An 18,736-nucleotide genomic window follows, 5' to 3' on the forward strand; every position below is an offset into this window, starting at 1 on the left:
GCGGGATTTTTCTTATCGGCAGGTCACGTTTCTAAGGCGCGAAGATCGACCAGTTCATCATCCTGGCGAGTTTTTCCAGCGCGATCGAACCCAGCTTGGAATTGCCGTTGGCGTTGAGGCCGGGCGACCAGACGGCGAGCGAGGCGACACCCGGCACGATGCCCAGTATGCCGCCGCCAACGCCGCTCTTGCCGGGGATGCCGACGCGGAAAGCGAAATCGCCAGAGCCATCATAGTGGCCGCAGGTCAGCATCATGGCGCCGATGCGCCGCGCCCGCTCCGCCGACACCACGGAATGCCCGGTCGCCGGGTTCTTGCCGCCATTGGCGAGGAAGCGGCCGGCCATTGCCAATTGCCGGCAGCTCATGGCAATGGCGCAATGGTGGAAGTAGACGCCCAGCGCCAGTTCCGGCGCATGATGGAGATTGCCGAAGGATTTCATGTAGTTGGCGAGCGCGAAATTGCGGTAACCAGTGGCACGTTCGGAAGCCGCGACCTCGCGATCGATGATGATCGTCTCGTCGTCGGCGAGGAACTGGATGAAGCGCAGTATCTCGCCGATCGCCTCGCGCGGCTGGTGACCGGCAAGCAGGATGTCGGAAATGACGATGGCACCGGCATTGATGAACGGATTGCGCGGAATGCCGTTCTCATGCTCGAGCTGGACAATCGAGTTGAACGGGTTGCCGGAGGGCTCGCGCCCCACCCGCTTCCACAGCGCATCGCCGACATTGCCGAGCGCCAGCGTCAGCGTGAACACCTTCGAGATGCTCTGGATCGAAAACGCCTGGTCGGCATCGCCGGCCACGAGCGTGCGGCCATCATTGGTAACGGCCGCGATGCCGAATTTCTTCGGGTCGACCTTGCCCAGTTGGGGAATATAGGTCGCGACATCGCCGCGATCGATGCGTTCCGCCATTTCCGCCGCGACTTCCGCCAATGCTTGATCAAGTTTGGGGGCCTGTTCGAGTTCCGGCATGACGCTACCTCAACCAGCGTTCGATGCGCGCCATCGCCTCGACCATGTCGTCGTGGCTGCCGGCGTAGGAAAACCGCATCGTGCGGTGCCCCGCCCGGGTGTCGAAGTCGCGGCCGGGTGTCGCTGCAACATGCGCCTCGGCAAGCATCCTGCGGGCGAAGACCATGCTGTCGTTGCTGTGCCGGGTGACATCGCAAAAGGCATAGAAGGCGCCATCCATGGGCGCCGCCAGGGGAAAACCCAGCTCCGGCAAACGCTTCATCAAGAGCTCGCGATTCCAGGCATAGCGTCCCTTCACCGCCTCCAGTTCCTCGGTTGCGGCAAAAGCCTCGATCGCCGCAATCTGCGACAGCTCCGGCGGCGAGATGTAGAGGCTCTGGGCGATGCGCTCGACCGGCCGCACGAGTTCTTCCGGCAAAACCATCCAGCCGATGCGCCAGCCGGTCATGCAGTAGTATTTCGAGAAGGAGTTGATAACCGTCACGCTGCCGCTGAAGGCGAGTGCCGTGGTGTCGGGGGCGCCATAGGCCAGCCGATGGTAGATCTCATCGGAAATGACGGCGATGCCGAGCGATTCCGCCGTGGTGATCAGCGTCGCCAGCTCGTCGGCTGGGATGACGGCGCCCGTCGGATTGGCCGGACTTGCAAACAGCACGCCCGTCAGCGGCGCCTCGCGATGCGCGGCTTCCAGATGGCCAGCATGCAGATAAGCCGCGTCGCCGAGTTCGATTTCAACCACGTCGATGCCAAGGGCTGCCATGATGTTGCGATAGGCGGGGTAGCCGGGCGCGGCGATGGCGACCCGGTCGCCCGGGTCGAACATCGCCAGGAAGGCGAGATTGAAGGCCGCCGACGATCCGGTGGTCACCGCGATCCGGCCGGGGTCGACATCAAGGCCATAATGATCCGCGTAATGCCCGGCGATCGCCTTGCGCAGCGGGGCCAGACCCAAGGTGTCGGTATAGCCTATGCGTCCAACCTCCAGCGCCTTGGCGGCGGCGGCGCGAACCCGTACGGGCGCTGGATCGGATGGCTGGCCGACCGCCATGGAAATCACCGGTATGCCCAGGACCTTCAGCCGGTTCGCTTCGGCCAGCACATCCATGGCGTGGAACGGCTCGACATTGCCGCGATGGGAGAGCGAAACGACCATTTTTACCCCTGTCCCGAGGATTGAGCGCGCCAGGTCCTGACGCATGCGCCGCACAAATGCCCGATTGATGTGAGGATCACAAGTTGAGGAAGTTTTTCAGGCGCCGACTTTTCATCTTTCGCCCGCTCGTCTACCAGTGGACACATTATGTTGAGCCGACCCAGATCGACGATTGCCCGGGCAGCGCGTGTCTTCGCAACGGTTTCGCTTGGCGCCGCGGTTGCGGTTGCGGGTTCGCAGACCGCCTTCGCCCAAGGCGTGCCAGTGGTCCGCGACGCCGAGATCGAAGCCCTGGTGCGCGATTATGCGCGGCCGATCTTCAGGGCCGCCGGGCTGGCGAATGATGGCATCGACATCGTGCTGGTCAATGATTCCAGCTTCAACGCCTTCGTCACCGGGCGCCGGCTGTTCATCAACACCGGCGCGTTGATGACGGCTGAGACGCCGAACGAAATCATCGGCGTCATCGCACACGAAGCCGGGCATATCGCCGGCGGCCACCAGCAGAAACTGCGCGACCAGCTCGAACGCGCCAAGACCATGGCCATCATCGCCACCTTGCTCGGTGCCGGCGCGATCGTTGCCGGTGCGACCACGAACAGCCGCGGCCTTGCCGGCGCCGGCATGGGCGTGGCGGCCGGCGGCGGCGAGATGGCGCAGCGCAGCATCCTCGCGTATCAGCGCACCGAGGAAATCACGGCCGACCGCTCGGCCATCACCTATCTCAATGCCACCGGCCAGTCCGGCATGGGCATGCTGAAGACCTTCCACCGCTTCCAGACCGCGCTATCGCTGTCGGGCGCGCAGGTCGATCCCTACCGGATCAGCCACCCGATGCCGCAGGACCGCATCGCCAACCTCGAGGTGCTGGTCAAACAGAGCCCCAACGTCGACAAGATCGACGCGCCGGCACTGCAGCAGCGCCACGACATGATGCGGGTGAAGATTGCCGTCTACATGGAAGGCCAGGCCGCCGCGACGCGGCTGATGCAAAAGATGCGGGGCAGCATGGCGGCGCTGTATGGCGATGCCCAGTCCACCTATCTCTACGGCAACATCGCCGCGGCGCTCACCAAGACCAACGCCCTGATCAAGGCGCAGCCCAAGAATGCCTACTTCCAGGAGCTGCGCGGCGATATTCTGATGAAAGCCAACAAGCCCGCGGATGCTGCCGACGCTTATTCCAAAGCGGTCAGCCTCGACCCGGCACGGTCCGGCCTGCTGCCTGTCTCGCTTGGCCAGGCGCTGATGGCGGTCGGCACGCCCGACTCGCTCAAGAAAGCTGTCGTGCAGATCAACAATGGCCTGGGCCGCGACAAGGAAAACTCCACCGGATATCGCTATCTGGCGCAGGCTTATGGGGAGCTGGGAGACATACCGGGCGCGGAGCTTGCCACCGCCGAAGGCCATTTCTATTCCGGCAACTACAAGGATGCGAAGATCTTCGCCATGCGGGCGCAACAGCAGATGAAGCGCGGCGAGCCGCGCTGGATACGCGCCCAGGACATCATAAACTACAAATCGTCAGGCAAGAGCCAGTAATCTCATGAACCTTCCGGCCGCGTGCTGCGACACAGCCAGACCGGAAAACAGGCAGAAGGAACGACAACGATGAAAAAGGCACTGCTGCTGGGCACCACGGGGGTTGCGGTCGCCCTTGCCATGCTGGCTTTCGGTTTCGTGGCCGGCAGTCCTCAGGTTGCGAAGGCCGGAACGGCACAGGCTGTCCAGACGGCTCAGCCTGTCCAGACGGCGGCCGATACCAAAATCGACCGCACCGAGGTCGAGGGAATCATCCGCGACTATCTCCTGAAGAATCCGGAAGTGCTGCTGGAAGTGCAGGACGCGCTCGAGGCCAAGCAGAAGGAGGAACAGCGGCTCGCGGCACTGGGCGTCATCAAGAACGCCAAGGACCAGATCTTCAATTCCACCTTCGACGGCGTCGTCGGCAACCCGAACGGCAAGGTCACGATCGTCGAATTCTACGACTACAATTGCGGCTTCTGCAAACGCGCCATCGAGGACATGCGGGCGCTTACCAAGTCCGATCCGGACCTGCGTTTCGTGCTCAAGGAATTCCCGATCCTCGGTCCGGATTCGCAGAAGGCGAGCGTCGTCTCGATGGCGTTTCACCTGATGATGCCGGAGAAATACGGCGAGTTCCACAATGCGCTGCTCGGCGGCCAGGGGCGCGCCACCGAGGCAACCGCGATCAAGATCGCGCTTTCGCTCGGCGCCGACGAGGCGACATTGCACGAGAAGATGAAGGACCCATCGATCACCGAGGCCTTCACCAAAACTTACGATCTTGCCAACAAACTGCAGATCACCGGAACCCCGTCCTACGTCGTCGGCAACGAGGTCGTGTTCGGGGCGCTCGGGCAGGAAGTGCTTGCCGAAAAGATCGAGGCGGCGAAAGCCGCGCTTTGAGCGGCAAGCGGTTTTCTTCACGGGCGCATTTCGGCCTGTTGTGGACAGTGAAAGAACGCACTTGCGCTCTTTCCGCGGGCGACTATGCCCGGTATAGAGGCCCAGCGCGCCGGCTTGACGCCGGCGCCGGAAAAGGTCGGTTTTTTTGAAAACGGTTTTTGTCCTGAACGGTCCCAATCTCAACGCGCTCGGCAAGCGCGAGCCGGGCATCTATGGCGGCAAGACGCTTGCCGCGATCGCCGACGACTGCAAGCAGGCAGGTGCGTCGCTTGGGATCGAGATCGATTTCCGTCAGTCGAACCATGAGGGCGATCTTGTCGACTGGATCCAGGAGGCCGGCGACAAAGCCGCCGGCATCGTCATCAACCCAGGCGCCTATAGCCATACCTCGATCGCGATCCACGACGCCATCCGTTCGGTCGCGCCATTGCCGGTCGCCGAAGTTCACCTTTCCAACATCCACGCGCGGGAACCGTTCCGCCACGTCTCCATGGTCGCGCCGGTCGCTGTCGGCATGATCTGTGGCTTTGGGCCGCTCGGCTACACGCTGGCGCTGCAAGCGCTGGCCGCACGCCTATGACCGGCCAACAAACAGAAGGCTCGAAAATGTCGATAAAGAAGACCGGTGTTGACCAGCAACTGATCCGCGATCTGGCGGGCATACTGAACGACACCAACCTGACAGAGATCGAGGTGGAACTCGGCGACCTGAAGGTACGGGTGTCGCGGCAGGCGCCCGCCGTTCACGCGATTGCGGCCCCGCAGCCCACCTATGCACCAACGGCAACCCAGCCCGCGGCCGCCCCGGCGGCGGTCGACGTGTCGAAAAACGCGGTGACCTCGCCCATGGTCGGCACCGCCTATCTGGCGCCGTCGCCGGACGCAAAGCCGTTCATCGAGGTCGGCCAGAAGATCAAGGAAGGCCAGACGCTGCTGATCATCGAGGCGATGAAGACGATGAACCAGATCCCCTCGCCGCGCGCGGGCACGGTGACGGCGATCCTGTTCGAGGACGCGACGCCGGTGGAATACGGCATGCCGCTCGTCGTGATCGAGTAGAGCGGACCTGATGTTCCAGAAGATCCTCATCGCCAATCGCGGCGAAATCGCGCTCCGGGTGCTGCGCGCCTGCAAGGAACTTGGCATCCAGACGGTGGTGGTGCATTCGACCGCCGACGCTGACGCCATGCATGTCAGGCTCGCCGACGAAAGCGTGTGCATCGGTCCGCCGCCGTCGCGCGACAGCTATCTCAACATCCACCAGATCGTCGCGGCCTGTGAGATCACCGGCGCCGACGCCGTGCATCCGGGCTATGGCTTCCTGTCGGAGAACGCCAAGTTCGCCGACATTTTGGCGGCGCACAACATCACCTTCATCGGCCCGTCCGGCGACCACATCCGCATCATGGGCGACAAGATCGAGGCCAAGCGCACGGCAAAACGCCTCGGCATTCCGGTTGTGCCCGGTTCCGACGGTGCGGTGACCGAGGAAAAAGAAGCCAGGCGCATCGCCGCCGAGATTGGCTATCCCGTCATCATCAAGGCGTCGGCCGGCGGCGGCGGACGCGGCATGAAAGTAGCGCATACGGAGGCAGACCTCGAAATCGCACTGCAGACGGCACGCTCGGAAGCGGGCGCGGCCTTCGGCGACGACGCGGTCTACATCGAGAAATACCTGGAGAAACCGCGCCACATCGAGGTGCAGGTGTTTGGCGACGGCTTCGGCGGCGGCGTGCATTTCGGCGAGCGCGACTGCTCGCTGCAGCGGCGCCACCAGAAAGTCTGGGAAGAGGCCAATTCGCCGGCGCTCAACGCCGAGGAGCGGTCCCGCATCGGCGGTATCTGCGCCAAGGCGATCGCCGATCTCGGCTATTCGGGCGCCGGCACCATCGAGTTCCTGTACGAGAACGGCGAGTTCTATTTCATCGAGATGAACACGCGCCTGCAGGTCGAGCATCCGGTGACGGAGGCGATCACCGGCATCGATCTGGTCCACGAGCAGATCCGCGTCGCGTCCGGCGGCGGCCTTTCGGTCAAGCAGGAAGACATCAAGTTCAACGGCCACGCCATCGAATGCCGTATCAACGCCGAGGATCCCCGCACTTTCACCCCCTCGCCCGGCACGATCACGCATTTTCACACGCCAGGCGGCCTCGGCATCCGCGTCGATTCCGGCGTCTATTCGGGCTACAAGATCCCACCCTACTATGACAGCCTGATCGGCAAGCTGATCGTGCATGGCCGCAACCGCGTCGAATGCATGATGCGGCTGCGGCGGGCGCTCGACGAATTCGTCGTCGACGGGATCAAGACGACGTTGCCGCTGTTTCGCGATCTCGTCGGCAATGCCGACATCGCCAATGGCGACTACGACATCCACTGGCTGGAAAAATATCTGGCCAAGGGCGAATAGCCTCAACTTGCCGCTATAATGACGCGATGACCCGTCCCTACGCGCCAGGCTATCGCATCCCAACCGACCTTCTGCTCAAGGCATACGCCTCGGGCGTCTTCCCCATGGCCGAAAGTGCTGGTGACCCAGAAGTCTTCTGGGTGCGGCCGGAGACGCGCGGCATCATCCCGCTCGACGATTTTCACACACCCAAAAGCCTGAAGAAGACGATCCGCAGGCACCCGTTCGAAATCCGTTTCGATTTCGATTTCGAGGCGACGATCGATGGCTGCGCCGAAAAGCGCGAGGAGCGCCGCTCTACCTGGATCAATGCGCCGATCCGCGAAGCCTATGTGCAACTGCACCGCATGGGTCATTGCCACTCGGTCGAGGCCTGGCGCGAGGGGCGTATGGTCGGCGGCCTCTATGGCGTCTCGCTCGGGCGCGTGTTCTTTGGCGAAAGCATGTTTTCCAAAGAGACGGACGCGTCGAAGACCTGCCTGGTGCATCTCGTCGAGCGCCTGAAGGCACGCGGCTTCGCGCTGCTCGATACGCAGTTCACGACAGAGCACCTCAAGCGTTTCGGCGCGGTCGACGTGCCGCGCGGCAAATACGAAAAGATGCTGGCAGATGCGCTGAAAGGCGAAGCAGTCTTTTTTCCGTAGGATCAGGCCCTACTTGGGCGGCGCCTCGATCGGCGTCTGTGCATGAAACATCATCTTCCAGCCGTTGACGCGATGGACGTAGCCGGTGCTGACCAGCGCCGCATAGGGCTCGCCATTTTCGCGCGTCGCATGCGCTTCATAGGTCAGCATGACGATATCGCTGCCGGGTTCGATTATTCCCTTGAGTTCGATGTCGAGGTCGCGCCAGCGGTTGGGTTTGGCTGCGGTCTTGGCCAGATCGGCATTGTCCATGGCCTGTGCCATCTGTGGAAATGCCACAAGGCATTCGGTGTCGACATTGGCAGCATAGTAGGCAGTGTCGCCCGTCCAGAACCCCTTTTCGAGCTCCAGCAACTCGGCCTTGTTGGCCATGATCCGCTTGCTGTCCGACATTGGCGTATCCTCAACGCGCGTGGTAGTGGTCCAACGCGCGCCAGCCATGGCGGTTCCAAGAGATCAGTTGGTGTCCGTCGTAGCCGGTTCCACGGCGTCGTCGGGCTGTGCCGCGTCGGGAGCGACCGGGGGCTTTGGCTTGGTCGCGGCTGGCTTCGACGCGTCGGCTTTCGCCCCATCGGCCTTGGTCGAGCCACTCTTGCCAGCATCGGGCGCCGGCACATCCGACTTCTGCTTGCATTCCTTCAGCCAGACGTCATAGACGGCATGTTCGACGGCGTTGAGCCCCGGACTTTCCGCAAACATCCAACCGGTGAAGATACGGCGGATCTTGCGGTCGAGCGTGATCTCGTCGACCTCGACGAAAGAATCGGTTTTCGGCTGTTCGTTCTGCGGCCGGGAATAGCAGACGCGCGGCGTTACCTGCAGGGCGCCGAACTGCACCGTCTCGTCGATATAGACATCGAAGGTGATGATGCGGCCGGTGATCTTGTCGATGCCGGCGAACTCGGCGACCGGGTTGGTGATGCGATCCGATCCCGCGGGCGCCGCCGGCGCCGGGGCGGCGGGCGCGGGTGAAGCCGCAAAGGCGATGGTGCTGACGGCGAGGCTGGCTGCTAACGTCAGGCCGCCCGTCGATATCGGGTTGAAAAAGCTCATGCAGGGGTACCGGTGGTTCGCGCCCAGGTGATTCCGTCGATCGCCAAGGCTAGTCGCCGTTTTCTGATCAGCAAGCAGCTAAACACCAATTGTGGCGATAAAGGACCGGCCTGCACCTTACCTTTGCAACTCGCGCCGTTACGACCCCGGCGTCCAGGCGTCGTAGTCGCCGGTGACCTGCGGGCGGTGTTGATTGGTCAGCACCGAGCCCTTCGGACGATAGGCCGATGGCGTGCCGGTCAGATTGGGTAAATGCGGCTTTTGCCAGTCGCGCGGCCGGTAGTCATCGCTGGGGGGAGCGATATCGACACGATGGTGAATCCAGCCGTGCCAGCCCGGCGGAATGGCCGAAGCTTCCGAATAGTTGCGGTAGATGACCCAGCGACGCGTGCGGCCTTCCGAATCGATACCGCCTTCGTAATAGACATTGCCGGCCTCGTCCTGGCCGACCCTCTTGCCGTAGCGCCATGTGTGCAGGCGCGTTCCCAGCGTCTGGCTGTTCCACCAGGTAAAAAACTGCGTCAGGAAAGTCTTCATCTCAGAACCCTCGCGCTGGCGGCGCCCGTTTCCTGCTTATGGCGTCAGGCCTTCGCGAAGGCAAGGGTTTTGCCACGGGGAGCACGCAAATGGCGCGCCAGGGGCCCGACACCAGCCTGTGATCCCCGGGGGTGACCGGATGCGCGCTTGCCAAGCCTTGCCGCTCTTTCTAAAGCTCTGCGCGCCCATGCGAAAATCCTGTCCCGCTGGGGCTGAAGGAGGCGACGATTGGCCACGCAATTGCCGACCACCGATATTCGCGTCGGCGCCGACCTGATTCGCCGTCGCAAGGGCGGCACGCCGATCGTCTGCCTCACCGCCTACACCTATCCGATCGCCCGCCTGCTCGATCCCCATGTCGACCTGCTCCTGGTCGGCGACAGCGTCGCCATGGTCGTGCATGGCCACGAGACGACGCTGGGCGCCTCGCTGGAGATGATGATCGCGCACGGCCAAGCCGTGATGAGGGGCTCGGCCCGGGCCTGCGTGGTCGTCGACATGCCGGCCGGCAGCTATGAGGGGTCCGCCGTGCAAGCCCTGGCCTCGGCACGGCGCATCGTCGGCGAGACCGGCTGCCAGGCGGTGAAGCTCGAAGGCGGCGTCGACATGGCTCGTCAGATTGCCGCGATCGTGGCCGCCGATATCCCGGTCATGGGCCATATCGGCCTGCAGCCTCAATCGGTGAAAAAGGATGGCGGCTACAAGATCAAGGGCCGCACGGACGAGACTGTAGCCGCCCTGATCGCCGACGCGCTGGCGGTCGAGAAGGCCGGCGCGTTCTCGGTGGTCATCGAAGGTACGATCGAGACGGTCGCCGCCGACATCACCCGCCGCATAGCCATTCCAACCATCGGCATCGGCGCCAGCGACGATTGCGACGGCCAGATCCTGGTCGTCGACGACATGGTCGGGCTGACGGTCGACCGCGTGCCGAAATTCGTCAAGCAATACGCCGACCTGCGCAGCGTGATCACGCATGCCGCGGAGCGCTACGCATCGGAGGTGCGGGATCGCGTTTTCCCCGGGCCCGCCCACGTCTTTTCAAAAACCAACGGCGGGGATGACGCGTGAGCCGGCCCCACGTCGTCGACAGCGTTGCCGCGCTTCGCGCGCGAATCCGCGACTGGCGGCGCGACGGACAACGCATCGCCATGGTGCCGACCATGGGCGCCTTGCATGACGGGCATCTTTCGCTGGTCAAGATCGCCCTCGAAAGGGCTGATCGTTGCGTGGTGTCGATCTTCGTCAACCCGACGCAGTTCGCACCGACCGAGGATCTCGACAAGTACCCGCGCCAGTTGGCCCGCGACCTCGACAAGCTGGCCGCGGTCAAAACCGACCTTGCCTTCACGCCCGGTGTCAGCGAGATGTATCGCGCAGGCTTTGCCACGAAGATCTCGGTAGGCGGCCCCTCAGCCGGGCTCGAAACGGACTTTCGCCCCACCTTTTTCGACGGCGTCGCCACGGTGGTGGCCAAGCTTCTCCTGCAGGCCGCACCCGACTTCGCCATCTTTGGCGAAAAGGATTACCAGCAGCTTTGCGTCGTCAGGCAGCTTTGCCGCGACCTCGACCTGCCCGTCGAGATCATCGGCGCGCCGACCATACGCGACGCGCATGGCCTCGCCATGTCGTCACGCAACGCCTATCTCGATGAAGCCGAACTCCAGATCGCTCGCCAATTCAACGTCATTCTGCGCAAGGCAGCTGCCGCGCTGGCGGCGGGCGCAGGACAGGAGGAAACGATCGCCGAAGCAGGCCGCGTGTTGGTCGCGACCGGCTTCCAGGCGGTGGATTATGTCGAGGCCCGCGACAGCCTGACACTCACGCCATGGCGGCGCGACCGCGCGGGCCGCGTTCTCGCCGCCGCCTGGCTGGGAAAAACCAGGCTGATCGACAATGTGGAAGTTCCTACTGCCTGACCGGCGTTCGTTCTCTCGATCAAGTCGAAGGCTCGCCCCGCCGAAGCCAAGGCACGGGGAAACCGAACCGCTGATAAGTCACCGCCGCGTTCGCGCTGGCCAGGCTTCATCCGTCTGGCTTCTGGCTCCCAGCCTATTCCTCGGTCGGCATATGCAGGTACATCGACTGAATGCCGACCCTGCCCGGCCCGGTGAAGCGGTTGACGATGAAATTCAAGTTGGCACCGAAGAAGCCGCTCGACAGCCGGTCGATCTTGGTCTCCATCCTGACCGAAGCATCCTTGAACAGCCACCCGCCGGGCTCGATGTCTATGATCTCGCCCGGAGCGAGCGTCTTTTCAAAAACGTTGCCATAGCCGTGCAGCCAGACGATGCCGTCACCGGTATCGCCGCGAAACCGGTCGATGAAGAAGCCGCTCTGGCCGAACAGCATCGTCGCCAGGCCGCGTACACGCTCGAACGTGTAGTCGACATTGCTGGTGGCGGCTAGAAACTGGTGCTCGCGGACCTGGATCTCCTCGCCTCGCCGCAGGTGAATCGGCACGATGTGACCCGGCCCATCACGGCTGAAGGCGATGATGCCCGCCCCCGACGCCTCGGTGACGAAGATCTGCATGCCGGCCATCATGCGCTTCAGCGCGCCCTTCAGCGATTTCAGGCCGATGGTGATTGTGGAATTCTTCCACAGCAGGATGTGGTGCTCGAAATAGACAGGCATCCGCGTCACATCGACGGAAAGCACGGGCACCAGTTCGCCCGCTATGTGATAGGTGACGCCACCAAAGGTTTCATCCGACACCTCGGTCGGCATCAGTTCCGGCAGACTTGGCATGGTTCCCCCCAAAGCCATCGTTGTGTCGGTTTATTCCGGCTTCACACGGGTCGGCCTAGGCAGCTTTGGTGCCGGACACCAGGGCCGTCAAACGAAAACAGATCCCGTGACGCGCGCTCGCGCGAAGGTGATCACGCTGCCACGGTGCTCAGGCGGCAAGTACCCGTTCATAGATCAGCGCCGGGATGGCAGAACTGGCGGAGCCGCAATTCTCGGTGCGGCCGATCTGGACGAAGCCGTTGGCCTGATAAAAGGCAACGGCGCGGGTGTTCTTCTCTTCCACTTCGAGCCGAATGCGGTGAGCTTCCGGAAAACTCTCGATGATCTCGTCGAGGAGCATGCCGCCGATACCGCGGCCCTGCAGCGAGGGAAGCACATAGAGCTGCCTGAGCATGACCACGCCGCCGCCATCGACGGCTTCGGCAAACGCCATGCCGCCAATGCGCTTGCCGTCATCGGCAACGAGGAACTCGCTGCTCGGCTTTGCCAGCCTGGCCTTCAACGAGGCGATGGAGTGCCATTCATTGGTGATTTCGGTGACCCGCTCCGCGCCATAGATGGCGTCATACGTCGCATGCCAGGTCTCGACCAGCAACGCCCGGACGGCTGCGAGGTCGCGATCCCCGGCGGTGCGAACGAACATGCTTTTACTCGATACCGAGCTTGCCCTTGACGAGGTCGTTGACGGCCTGCGGATTGGCCTTGCCGCCAGTCGCCTTCATCACCTGGCCGACGAACCAGCCGGCCATGGTGGGCTTGGCGCGAGCCTGCTCGACCTTGTCGGGATTGGCCGCGATCACCTCGTCAACCGCCTTCTCGATGGCCCCGGTATCGGTGACCTGCTTCATGCCACGGCTTTCCACCAGCTGGCGCGGATCCCCACCCTCGTTCCAAACGATCTCGAACAGGTCCTTGGCGATCTTGCCGGAGATGGTGCCTTCCTTGATCAGATCGATGACAGCGCCAAGCTGGTCTGGCGAAACCGGAGCGGATTCAATGTCCTTGCCGGCCTTGTTGAGAGCACCCAGCAGATCGTTGATGACCCAGTTGGCGGCGAGCTTGCCGTCGCGACGGGCCGCCACCTTCTCGAAATAATCGGCGATCGGCTTTTCCGACACCAGGATCGCGGCGTCGTAGGTCGAGAGGCCGAGCGAGGAGATCAGCCGCAGCTTCTTGTCGTCGGGCAGTTCCGGCAATTCCTTGGCCAGCGTATCGACATAGGCCTGGTCGAATTCCAGCGGCAGAAGGTCGGGATCGGGGAAGTAGCGATAGTCGTGCGCCTCTTCCTTGGAGCGCATCGAGCGCGTCTCGCCCTTTACGGCGTCGAACAGCCGCGTTTCCTGGTCGATCCTGCCGCCATCCTCGATGATGGCGATCTGCCGGCGCGCCTCGTAGTCGATGGCCTGGCCGATGAAGCGGATCGAGTTCATGTTCTTGATTTCGCAGCGGGTGCCGAATTCGCCACCTGGCCGGCGTACAGAGACATTGACGTCGGCGCGCAACGAGCCTTCGTCCATGTTGCCGTCGCAGGTGCCGAGATAGCGCATGATGGTCCGCAGCTTGGTCACATAGGCCTTGGCCTCATCGCCGGAGCGCATGTCGGGTTTCGACACGATCTCCATCAGCGCCACGCCGGAGCGGTTGAGGTCGACATAAGACATGGTCGGGTGCTGGTCGTGGATCGACTTGCCGGCATCCTGCTCCAGGTGCAGGCGCTCGATGCCAACCTCGATGTCCTCGAACTCGCCCTGGCGGTCGGGGCCGACCGAGACGATGACCGTGCCCTCGCCAACGATCGGCTGCTTGAACTGCGAGATCTGGTAGCCCTGCGGCAGGTCCGGATAGAAATAATTCTTCCGGTCGAAGACCGACTTGTGGTTGATCTGCGCCTTCAACCCCAGGCCGGTGCGGATCGCCTGCTTGACGCATTCCTCGTTGATGACGGGCAGCATGCCTGGCATCGCCGCATCGACAAGGCTGACATTGGCATTGGGCGCGGCACCGAACGCGGTCGAAGCGCCGGAGAACAGCTTTGCTTCCGAGATGACCTGTGCGTGCACCTCGAGGCCGATGATGATCTCCCAGTCGCCGGTGGCGCCGGATATCAGGCGTTTTGCGTCAGGGGTGCGAGTGTCGATGATGCTCATTGTGGCCTACGGACTGAAGTGCATTAATGCAACTTCGCTAGTGCAAACCGCCAAAAGAGACAAGCGCAAAGCCGCGGGCGCAAACCCGGGGGTTGGCCTCTTCGACCGCTTTCGCCTGTATCCGTTCGTCTCAATGGAGAGTGGATGTCCACTTACGCGCAGTCCCGGTGAGGCCCTGACCTCGTAGCGAGGCAGGGCAGAAAACCTGAAACCCCGTGCCGCGAAGCTTCGCGGCGCGGTATTTTTCGTTTTCCGGGAACTCTTCACATGGATACTTCGCGCATTGAACAGCGCATCCTGCACCTGCTCGCGCAGGGCGGACGCATTGAAATCGAAAGGAACGACAAGAAACGGATCGCCTCGGTCAAATGCCTGACCCGCGACGGCTGGCATTACCCCGGCGTCGATCTCGACCTGTTTCGAAAATTGAAACGCAAGAAGGCGGTTTCGTCGTCCGGCGGCGGGCCCTACCGCATCACGAGGCGCGGGCTCGAACTCGTTCGCTCCGAACTCGACAACAGGTAGCCTTGGTGCCGCCGGCCGGCACCCGGCCGGCGGTTGCCGACCGCTTAGGCGGTGGCGATGTAGGCCCGGATTTCCTCGGCCTCGCGCTCGACGTCCTCGATGCGGCGCTTGACCACGTCGCCGATGGATACGATGCCATCGAGCAGGCCGTCCTTTTCCACCGGGAGATGGCGGAAGCGGCCCCTGGTCATGATCTCCATCACCTCGTTGACGGTGTGGTTTTCGTTGCAGATCTTCACCTTCGGCGTCATCGCCGAGCGCACAGCTATATCGAGCGCGGCACCGCCTTCCCTGGCTACCACGCGCACGATGTCGCGCTCCGAAAGGATGCCGACGATCTTGCGATCGCCATTGGTGATGACCAGCGCGCCGATCCTGTGCTCGGCAAGGATGCGGATGGCTTCGCTCAGTTTTTCGTTCGGCCCGAGCGTCAACACGTCATGGCCTTTTTGCTCGAGAATGGCCTTAACCGTCATGGCGTCCTCCTCTACTTTGCCAACCGGTTCCTGCCCTGACCGGCTTTCACATAAGAGTGAACATCGTGCGCCGTGATCGGTTGCATTTCAAGCCCGGTCGGAGGTCTCCCATTCGGGCGCTTGCCATGTCCCGTCGAACCAGCGCAGGCCGAAGAAGCCCGCGACAAAGCCGCCGATATGGGCCTCCCAGGCGACCTGGCCATCCACGCCGGGCGCGAAGCCGAGAAGGCCGGTGGCCAGATTGATGATCATCCACATGGCCAGGAAGATGACGACGCCGCGCGAGCGCAGCACGACCCCGACCGGCAGCACCGGGCCGGCGAAAGCAGCCTTGCCGGCCGAGCGGTCGGTGCGGAAGCCAAAGCGCGCCGCAGCCCCCATCATCCCCGATATGGCGCCCGATGCGCCGACCAGCGGCGCTTCTCCGTACGGATGCATCGCCCAGAAGAGCGCCACCGAAGCCAACCCGGTGGCGGCAAAGAACAACGCGAACCGAAGCGCGCCGAGCCGATTGGCCAGCGGCGAGCCGAAGGCGGCAAGCCAGACCATGTTGATGGCGATATGGGCAAAGCCGCCATGCATGAAGGCATAGGTGAAAGGCCGAGTGAAGAGAAACCAGTCGAACCCGTACCGGCCGGTATAGAGGACCGGAATGAAAGCTCCGTCATAGAGCAGCGTCATCTGCTGGGCGTCGTTCAGCGCATATTGCTGCAGCAGGTAGACGACCGCGCAGATGCCGATCACCGCCAGCACGATCGGCGGCAGATTGAACACCGGCTCACGCACCGGTGGCGGCATGGTCTCGGCCGGTTCGGGCTCGGACGGATTTTGCTGTTCGCTCATCTGCAATCGCACTCGATGCTGGTTCGACTGGGCTGGTTCGACTGGGCTGGTTCGACTGGGCTGGTTCGACTGGGCTGGTTCGGTCTGGCGAGCATCTAGATCACCGCCGATGGAACCGCAAACGGCGAATCGTCCCGCTCCGAATCAAAGGGGCGAATCAAAAAAGAAGCCGTCCAAGGTTTCCCCTGAACGGCCGGTCGAGCCCCTGCTCCCCTAAAACTCTTGACTGAAGTGCTGCCGATCGTCGCGAAACGATCGCTTCTGGAGTGGTTTTGGTGTGCCACGCGGCGGCCCAGGGCGCAACGTAAACCAGTTGTTAACCTTAACGGCCCCGACCCGTGAACAAGTGTTAACGACGCTGGCACGCTTCCTGCTCCCCAACGCATGTAGGTCATCGGAGGGCGCCCTTCTGTTCACCGATGGGACATCAGACGACAGAATGCGCGGAGCTTTGTAGTATGAACCAAAACGGATCGATCACGCTGTTCCACTATTGGAACCGCCTGCGTGACGGACGCCCCGCTCCGAAGCGATCGGAAGTCGAGCCGGCCGATATCAAGTCGCTGCTGGCCGACACGTTCATCCTCGAAAAGGACACGCGTGGGCAGCCTGTATTTCGCCTGGCCGGCACCAGGCTCTGCGCCTCCTACGGCCGCGAACTCAAGGGATTCTCCTTCCCGTCGCTGTGGCGGGAGAAGGATCAGAGGCTGGTTTCGCGGCTCATTCACGGGGTTTTCGAGCAGAAATCGGTCGTGCTGATCATTTTCGAGGGCTTCAGCCGCAACGGCCGCTCCAACAAGTTCGAATTGCTCGCCTTGCCGCTCGACGGCGGCATCGAAAATCCACGCTGCCTCGGCGTGATCAGCGCCGTGGAGAAGCCGTTCTGGCTGGGCGCGGATCCGATCACCGACGCCTTGATCGATTCCATCCGCGTCATCGACCCGGAGAAGGAACTGCTGAACAGCCGTCCGGCGATCAACGTTCCCTCGCTCGTTCCCGACGAGATCGAGGCGCCCGAAACGATCTCCGCGCTCGGTCGTGCCCGCCGCATCCGCCATCTCGTCGTTTTCGATGGCGGGCGGGACGAATAGTTGACGATCGCATGGTCTTGCAGGCTCGTTTTTCCCCTTTGTTAACCCGATTTGTTGTAGTTCTCTGCTGAAGTTCCTCGCATCCACGCGCGGGAATGCCAAACGGGGTGTAGGCAGTCATGAGGTCAGCGGCGGTCGACTACGCGCCGTCCCAAGCTGAAAGGCGTAACTTTCAGCGCGTCCGGGTCAAAATCTACGGACGTTTCATGCTGGAGGACCGCACCGAGCACCCATGCCAGGTGGTGGACATGTCGCCCGGCAACGTGGCGCTTCGCACCGACCGCATTGGCATGCCCGGCGAGAAAGTCATCGCCTATATCGACCATATCGGCCGCATCGAGGGTGTGCTGACACGCACGCTGCCGGATGGCTTCGCAATGACGGTGATCGCGTCCGACCGCAAGAAGGACAAACTCGCCGCGCAGTTGACATGGCTTGCCAACAAGCACGAACTCGACCTGCCGGAAGACCGCCGCCACGAGCGCGTCTCGCCCCGCAACCCGACGAGCGTGCTGCAGCTCACCGACGGCCGCCAGTATCAGTGCCGGATCATCGATCTGTCGCTGTCGGGCGCCGCGATCGAGATCGACGTGAAACCGGCGATCGGCGTCCAGGTCATGCTCGGCACGATGCGGGGTCAGATCGTCCGGCATTTCGAAGATGGCGTCGCCATCGAATTCGCCGTCATCCAGCGCCCCGAGACGCTCGATTCCGAATTCAACACGCCGCGCGCCTGATCGGGCCGCAAAGCATGCCCGTCAAGCCGGCCTCGCGGCCGGCTTTTTCGATTTCGGGGTGCGGCGATTGATAGGTCTTGGATGGCAGGTCGCCATAGTCGGAAATGGTCCGCGGGAGGCCGAATTTGCCGAAACCCCAGCGCAGCAATCCAACCAACTCAATACTAAAATGATTCAAATTTTATGTTTATTCTATAGACGTTTTACTTAAAATCTACTTCGGACCTTTGCGTCGAATAAATCCAGATGTGGCACTGTCTCCTTCGAACGGGGAGACTGAACAATGAAAAAAACGAGGGGCAAGCTATTGCTGATGGCAATGGCGATGCAGCTTTCCGCCTGGGGATCAGCATATGCCGCGGGACCGGCCTATATGCATACCGGCGGACGCACGACGCAGCCTGTTGGCCACTATGAATTCTGCCAACGCATCCCCGGCGAATGCAACGAGAAGACCGCCAAGGGGGCGCCTGTCGACCTGAGCCGCAAGCTCTGGGCGACGATCGTGAGCATCAACAATTCGGTCAACACCCGCATCAAGCCGCGCACCGACATGGAAAACTACGGTGCCGAGGAATACTGGGCCTACCCGGACAATGGCTATGGCGATTGCGAGGACTACGCGCTGGAAAAGCGCCGCGAGTTGATGGATGCGGGCGTGCCGGCCGGTGACCTCTTGATGACGGTTGCGCGCCAGCCGAATGGCGACGGCCACGCGGTGCTGACCGTGCGCACCAGCCTCGGCGAGTTCATCCTCGACAATCTTGAAACCAAGGTGCTGTCCTGGACGGACACCGACTACACCTATCTCAAGCGTCAATCCACGGAGAATTCCGGCGTTTGGGTGACGATCAACGACGGCCGTTCCGACGCGGTCGCCAGCGTCCGCTGAGGACGCCAATGAGATCAGGCGCGTTGCACGACGCGCTTAACGAGAAACCCGGTCGAGTCCCCACC

At 62.6% G+C, this 18,736-nt stretch carries 22 protein-coding genes; 12 read left to right on the forward strand and 10 right to left on the reverse strand.

Annotation, left to right across the window (positions count from 1 at the left end; genetic code table 11):
• Window positions 1-31: 31 nt before the first annotated feature.
• Both LB571_RS28340 and LB571_RS28345 read right to left on the reverse strand, forming a co-directional pair.
• Window positions 32-979, reverse strand: coding sequence for a glutaminase (locus LB571_RS28340; protein WP_140717327.1), 948 nt, complete (start codon window positions 977-979; stop codon window positions 32-34).
• 4 nt (window positions 980-983) lie between these two features.
• Window positions 984-2,132 carry a pyridoxal phosphate-dependent aminotransferase gene (locus tag LB571_RS28345; RefSeq protein ID WP_224599673.1) on the reverse strand — a complete coding sequence of 383 codons (1,149 nt, stop codon included), beginning with the start codon at window positions 2,130-2,132 and terminating at the stop codon, window positions 984-986.
• Between the two features lie 147 nt (window positions 2,133-2,279).
• On the opposite strand from LB571_RS28345, the gene LB571_RS28350 reads away from it, so the two are divergent.
• From LB571_RS28350 to aat, 6 genes are all read left to right on the forward strand, one after another.
• A complete protein-coding gene (locus LB571_RS28350) occupies window positions 2,280-3,674 on the forward strand; it encodes a M48 family metalloprotease (protein WP_224599680.1) in 1,395 nt (464 codons plus the stop codon).
• A gap of 69 nt (window positions 3,675-3,743) precedes the next feature.
• Window positions 3,744-4,562: a DsbA family protein gene (locus LB571_RS28355; RefSeq protein ID WP_140792535.1), complete on the forward strand. Its 819-nt coding sequence runs from the start codon at window positions 3,744-3,746 to the stop codon at window positions 4,560-4,562.
• A 145-nt stretch (window positions 4,563-4,707) separates the two neighbouring features.
• Window positions 4,708-5,142: a type II 3-dehydroquinate dehydratase gene (aroQ, locus tag LB571_RS28360; protein WP_013895760.1), complete on the forward strand. Its 435-nt coding sequence runs from the start codon at window positions 4,708-4,710 to the stop codon at window positions 5,140-5,142.
• Between the two features lie 26 nt (window positions 5,143-5,168).
• Window positions 5,169-5,621 carry an acetyl-CoA carboxylase biotin carboxyl carrier protein gene (gene accB, locus LB571_RS28365; RefSeq protein ID WP_015318038.1) on the forward strand — a complete coding sequence of 151 codons (453 nt, stop codon included), beginning with the start codon at window positions 5,169-5,171 and terminating at the stop codon, window positions 5,619-5,621.
• Between the two features lie 10 nt (window positions 5,622-5,631).
• Window positions 5,632-6,975, forward strand: coding sequence for an acetyl-CoA carboxylase biotin carboxylase subunit (gene accC / locus LB571_RS28370; protein ID WP_015318039.1), 1,344 nt, complete (start codon window positions 5,632-5,634; stop codon window positions 6,973-6,975).
• Between the two features lie 26 nt (window positions 6,976-7,001).
• A complete protein-coding gene (gene aat, locus LB571_RS28375; protein WP_140823576.1) occupies window positions 7,002-7,619 on the forward strand; it encodes a leucyl/phenylalanyl-tRNA--protein transferase in 618 nt (205 codons plus the stop codon).
• A gap of 9 nt (window positions 7,620-7,628) precedes the next feature.
• On the opposite strand, the gene LB571_RS28380 is transcribed toward aat, so the two are convergent.
• The 3 genes from LB571_RS28380 to LB571_RS28390 all read right to left on the reverse strand — a co-directional run bounded on the left by LB571_RS28380 (window position 7,629) and on the right by LB571_RS28390 (window position 9,209).
• A complete protein-coding gene (locus tag LB571_RS28380) occupies window positions 7,629-8,012 on the reverse strand; it encodes a hypothetical protein (protein WP_140823577.1) in 384 nt (127 codons plus the stop codon).
• Between the two features lie 63 nt (window positions 8,013-8,075).
• A complete protein-coding gene (locus tag LB571_RS28385; protein ID WP_140665510.1) occupies window positions 8,076-8,672 on the reverse strand; it encodes a DUF2155 domain-containing protein in 597 nt (198 codons plus the stop codon).
• 138 nt (window positions 8,673-8,810) lie between these two features.
• A complete protein-coding gene (locus LB571_RS28390) occupies window positions 8,811-9,209 on the reverse strand; it encodes an NADH:ubiquinone oxidoreductase subunit NDUFA12 (protein WP_015318043.1) in 399 nt (132 codons plus the stop codon).
• Window positions 9,210-9,437: 228 nt separating this feature from the next.
• On the opposite strand from LB571_RS28390, the gene panB reads away from it, so the two are divergent.
• Together panB and panC are read left to right on the forward strand one after the other, a co-directional pair.
• Window positions 9,438-10,280: a 3-methyl-2-oxobutanoate hydroxymethyltransferase gene (gene panB / locus LB571_RS28395; protein ID WP_015318044.1), complete on the forward strand. Its 843-nt coding sequence runs from the start codon at window positions 9,438-9,440 to the stop codon at window positions 10,278-10,280.
• Complete coding sequence (gene panC, locus LB571_RS28400; protein ID WP_224599681.1) at window positions 10,277-11,128, forward strand: pantoate--beta-alanine ligase; 852 nt, start codon at window positions 10,277-10,279, stop codon at window positions 11,126-11,128. Before panB ends, panC begins: the two co-directional genes overlap by 4 nt.
• A 133-nt stretch (window positions 11,129-11,261) precedes the next feature.
• On the opposite strand, the gene LB571_RS28405 is transcribed toward panC, so the two are convergent.
• The 3 genes from LB571_RS28405 to gatB all read right to left on the reverse strand — a co-directional run bounded on the left by LB571_RS28405 (window position 11,262) and on the right by gatB (window position 14,107).
• Entirely contained in the window at window positions 11,262-11,960 is a 699-nt protein-coding gene (locus LB571_RS28405) for an AIM24 family protein (RefSeq protein ID WP_015318046.1), read from the reverse strand.
• 148 nt (window positions 11,961-12,108) lie between these two features.
• On the reverse strand, window positions 12,109-12,603 hold the full coding sequence (locus LB571_RS28410; protein ID WP_224599682.1) for a GNAT family N-acetyltransferase: 495 nt from the start codon (window positions 12,601-12,603) through the stop codon (window positions 12,109-12,111).
• 4 nt (window positions 12,604-12,607) lie between these two features.
• Window positions 12,608-14,107 (reverse strand): Asp-tRNA(Asn)/Glu-tRNA(Gln) amidotransferase subunit GatB, encoded by a 1,500-nt coding sequence (gene gatB, locus LB571_RS28415; protein WP_224599684.1) that lies wholly within the window; start codon window positions 14,105-14,107, stop codon window positions 12,608-12,610.
• A gap of 267 nt (window positions 14,108-14,374) precedes the next feature.
• Between gatB and LB571_RS28420 the strand changes: the two genes are divergently transcribed.
• Window positions 14,375-14,632, forward strand: a complete 258-nt coding sequence (locus LB571_RS28420; protein WP_224599686.1) for a YjhX family toxin — start codon at window positions 14,375-14,377, stop codon at window positions 14,630-14,632.
• A gap of 44 nt (window positions 14,633-14,676) precedes the next feature.
• On the opposite strand, the gene LB571_RS28425 is transcribed toward LB571_RS28420, so the two are convergent.
• Both LB571_RS28425 and LB571_RS28430 read right to left on the reverse strand, forming a co-directional pair.
• Window positions 14,677-15,108 (reverse strand): CBS domain-containing protein, encoded by a 432-nt coding sequence (locus tag LB571_RS28425; RefSeq protein WP_015318050.1) that lies wholly within the window; start codon window positions 15,106-15,108, stop codon window positions 14,677-14,679.
• 87 nt (window positions 15,109-15,195) lie between these two features.
• Window positions 15,196-15,951: a rhomboid family intramembrane serine protease gene (locus LB571_RS28430; protein ID WP_224599688.1), complete on the reverse strand. Its 756-nt coding sequence runs from the start codon at window positions 15,949-15,951 to the stop codon at window positions 15,196-15,198.
• 458 nt (window positions 15,952-16,409) lie between these two features.
• Here LB571_RS28430 and LB571_RS28435 point away from each other — a divergent pair, with 458 nt between their 5' ends.
• The 3 genes from LB571_RS28435 to LB571_RS28445 all read left to right on the forward strand — a co-directional run bounded on the left by LB571_RS28435 (window position 16,410) and on the right by LB571_RS28445 (window position 18,671).
• Complete coding sequence (locus tag LB571_RS28435) at window positions 16,410-17,042, forward strand: PAS domain-containing protein (RefSeq protein ID WP_015318052.1); 633 nt, start codon at window positions 16,410-16,412, stop codon at window positions 17,040-17,042.
• Between the two features lie 119 nt (window positions 17,043-17,161).
• Entirely contained in the window at window positions 17,162-17,779 is a 618-nt protein-coding gene (locus LB571_RS28440) for a PilZ domain-containing protein (RefSeq protein WP_015318053.1), read from the forward strand.
• 283 nt (window positions 17,780-18,062) lie between these two features.
• Window positions 18,063-18,671, forward strand: a complete 609-nt coding sequence (locus LB571_RS28445; protein ID WP_140720580.1) for a transglutaminase-like cysteine peptidase — start codon at window positions 18,063-18,065, stop codon at window positions 18,669-18,671.
• The last annotated feature ends 65 nt before the right edge of the window (window positions 18,672-18,736 follow it).

This window comes from Mesorhizobium sp. BR1-1-4 (assembly GCF_020165375.1).
In the GTDB taxonomy this organism is placed as follows: Bacteria; Pseudomonadota; Alphaproteobacteria; order Rhizobiales; family Rhizobiaceae; genus Mesorhizobium; species Mesorhizobium australicum.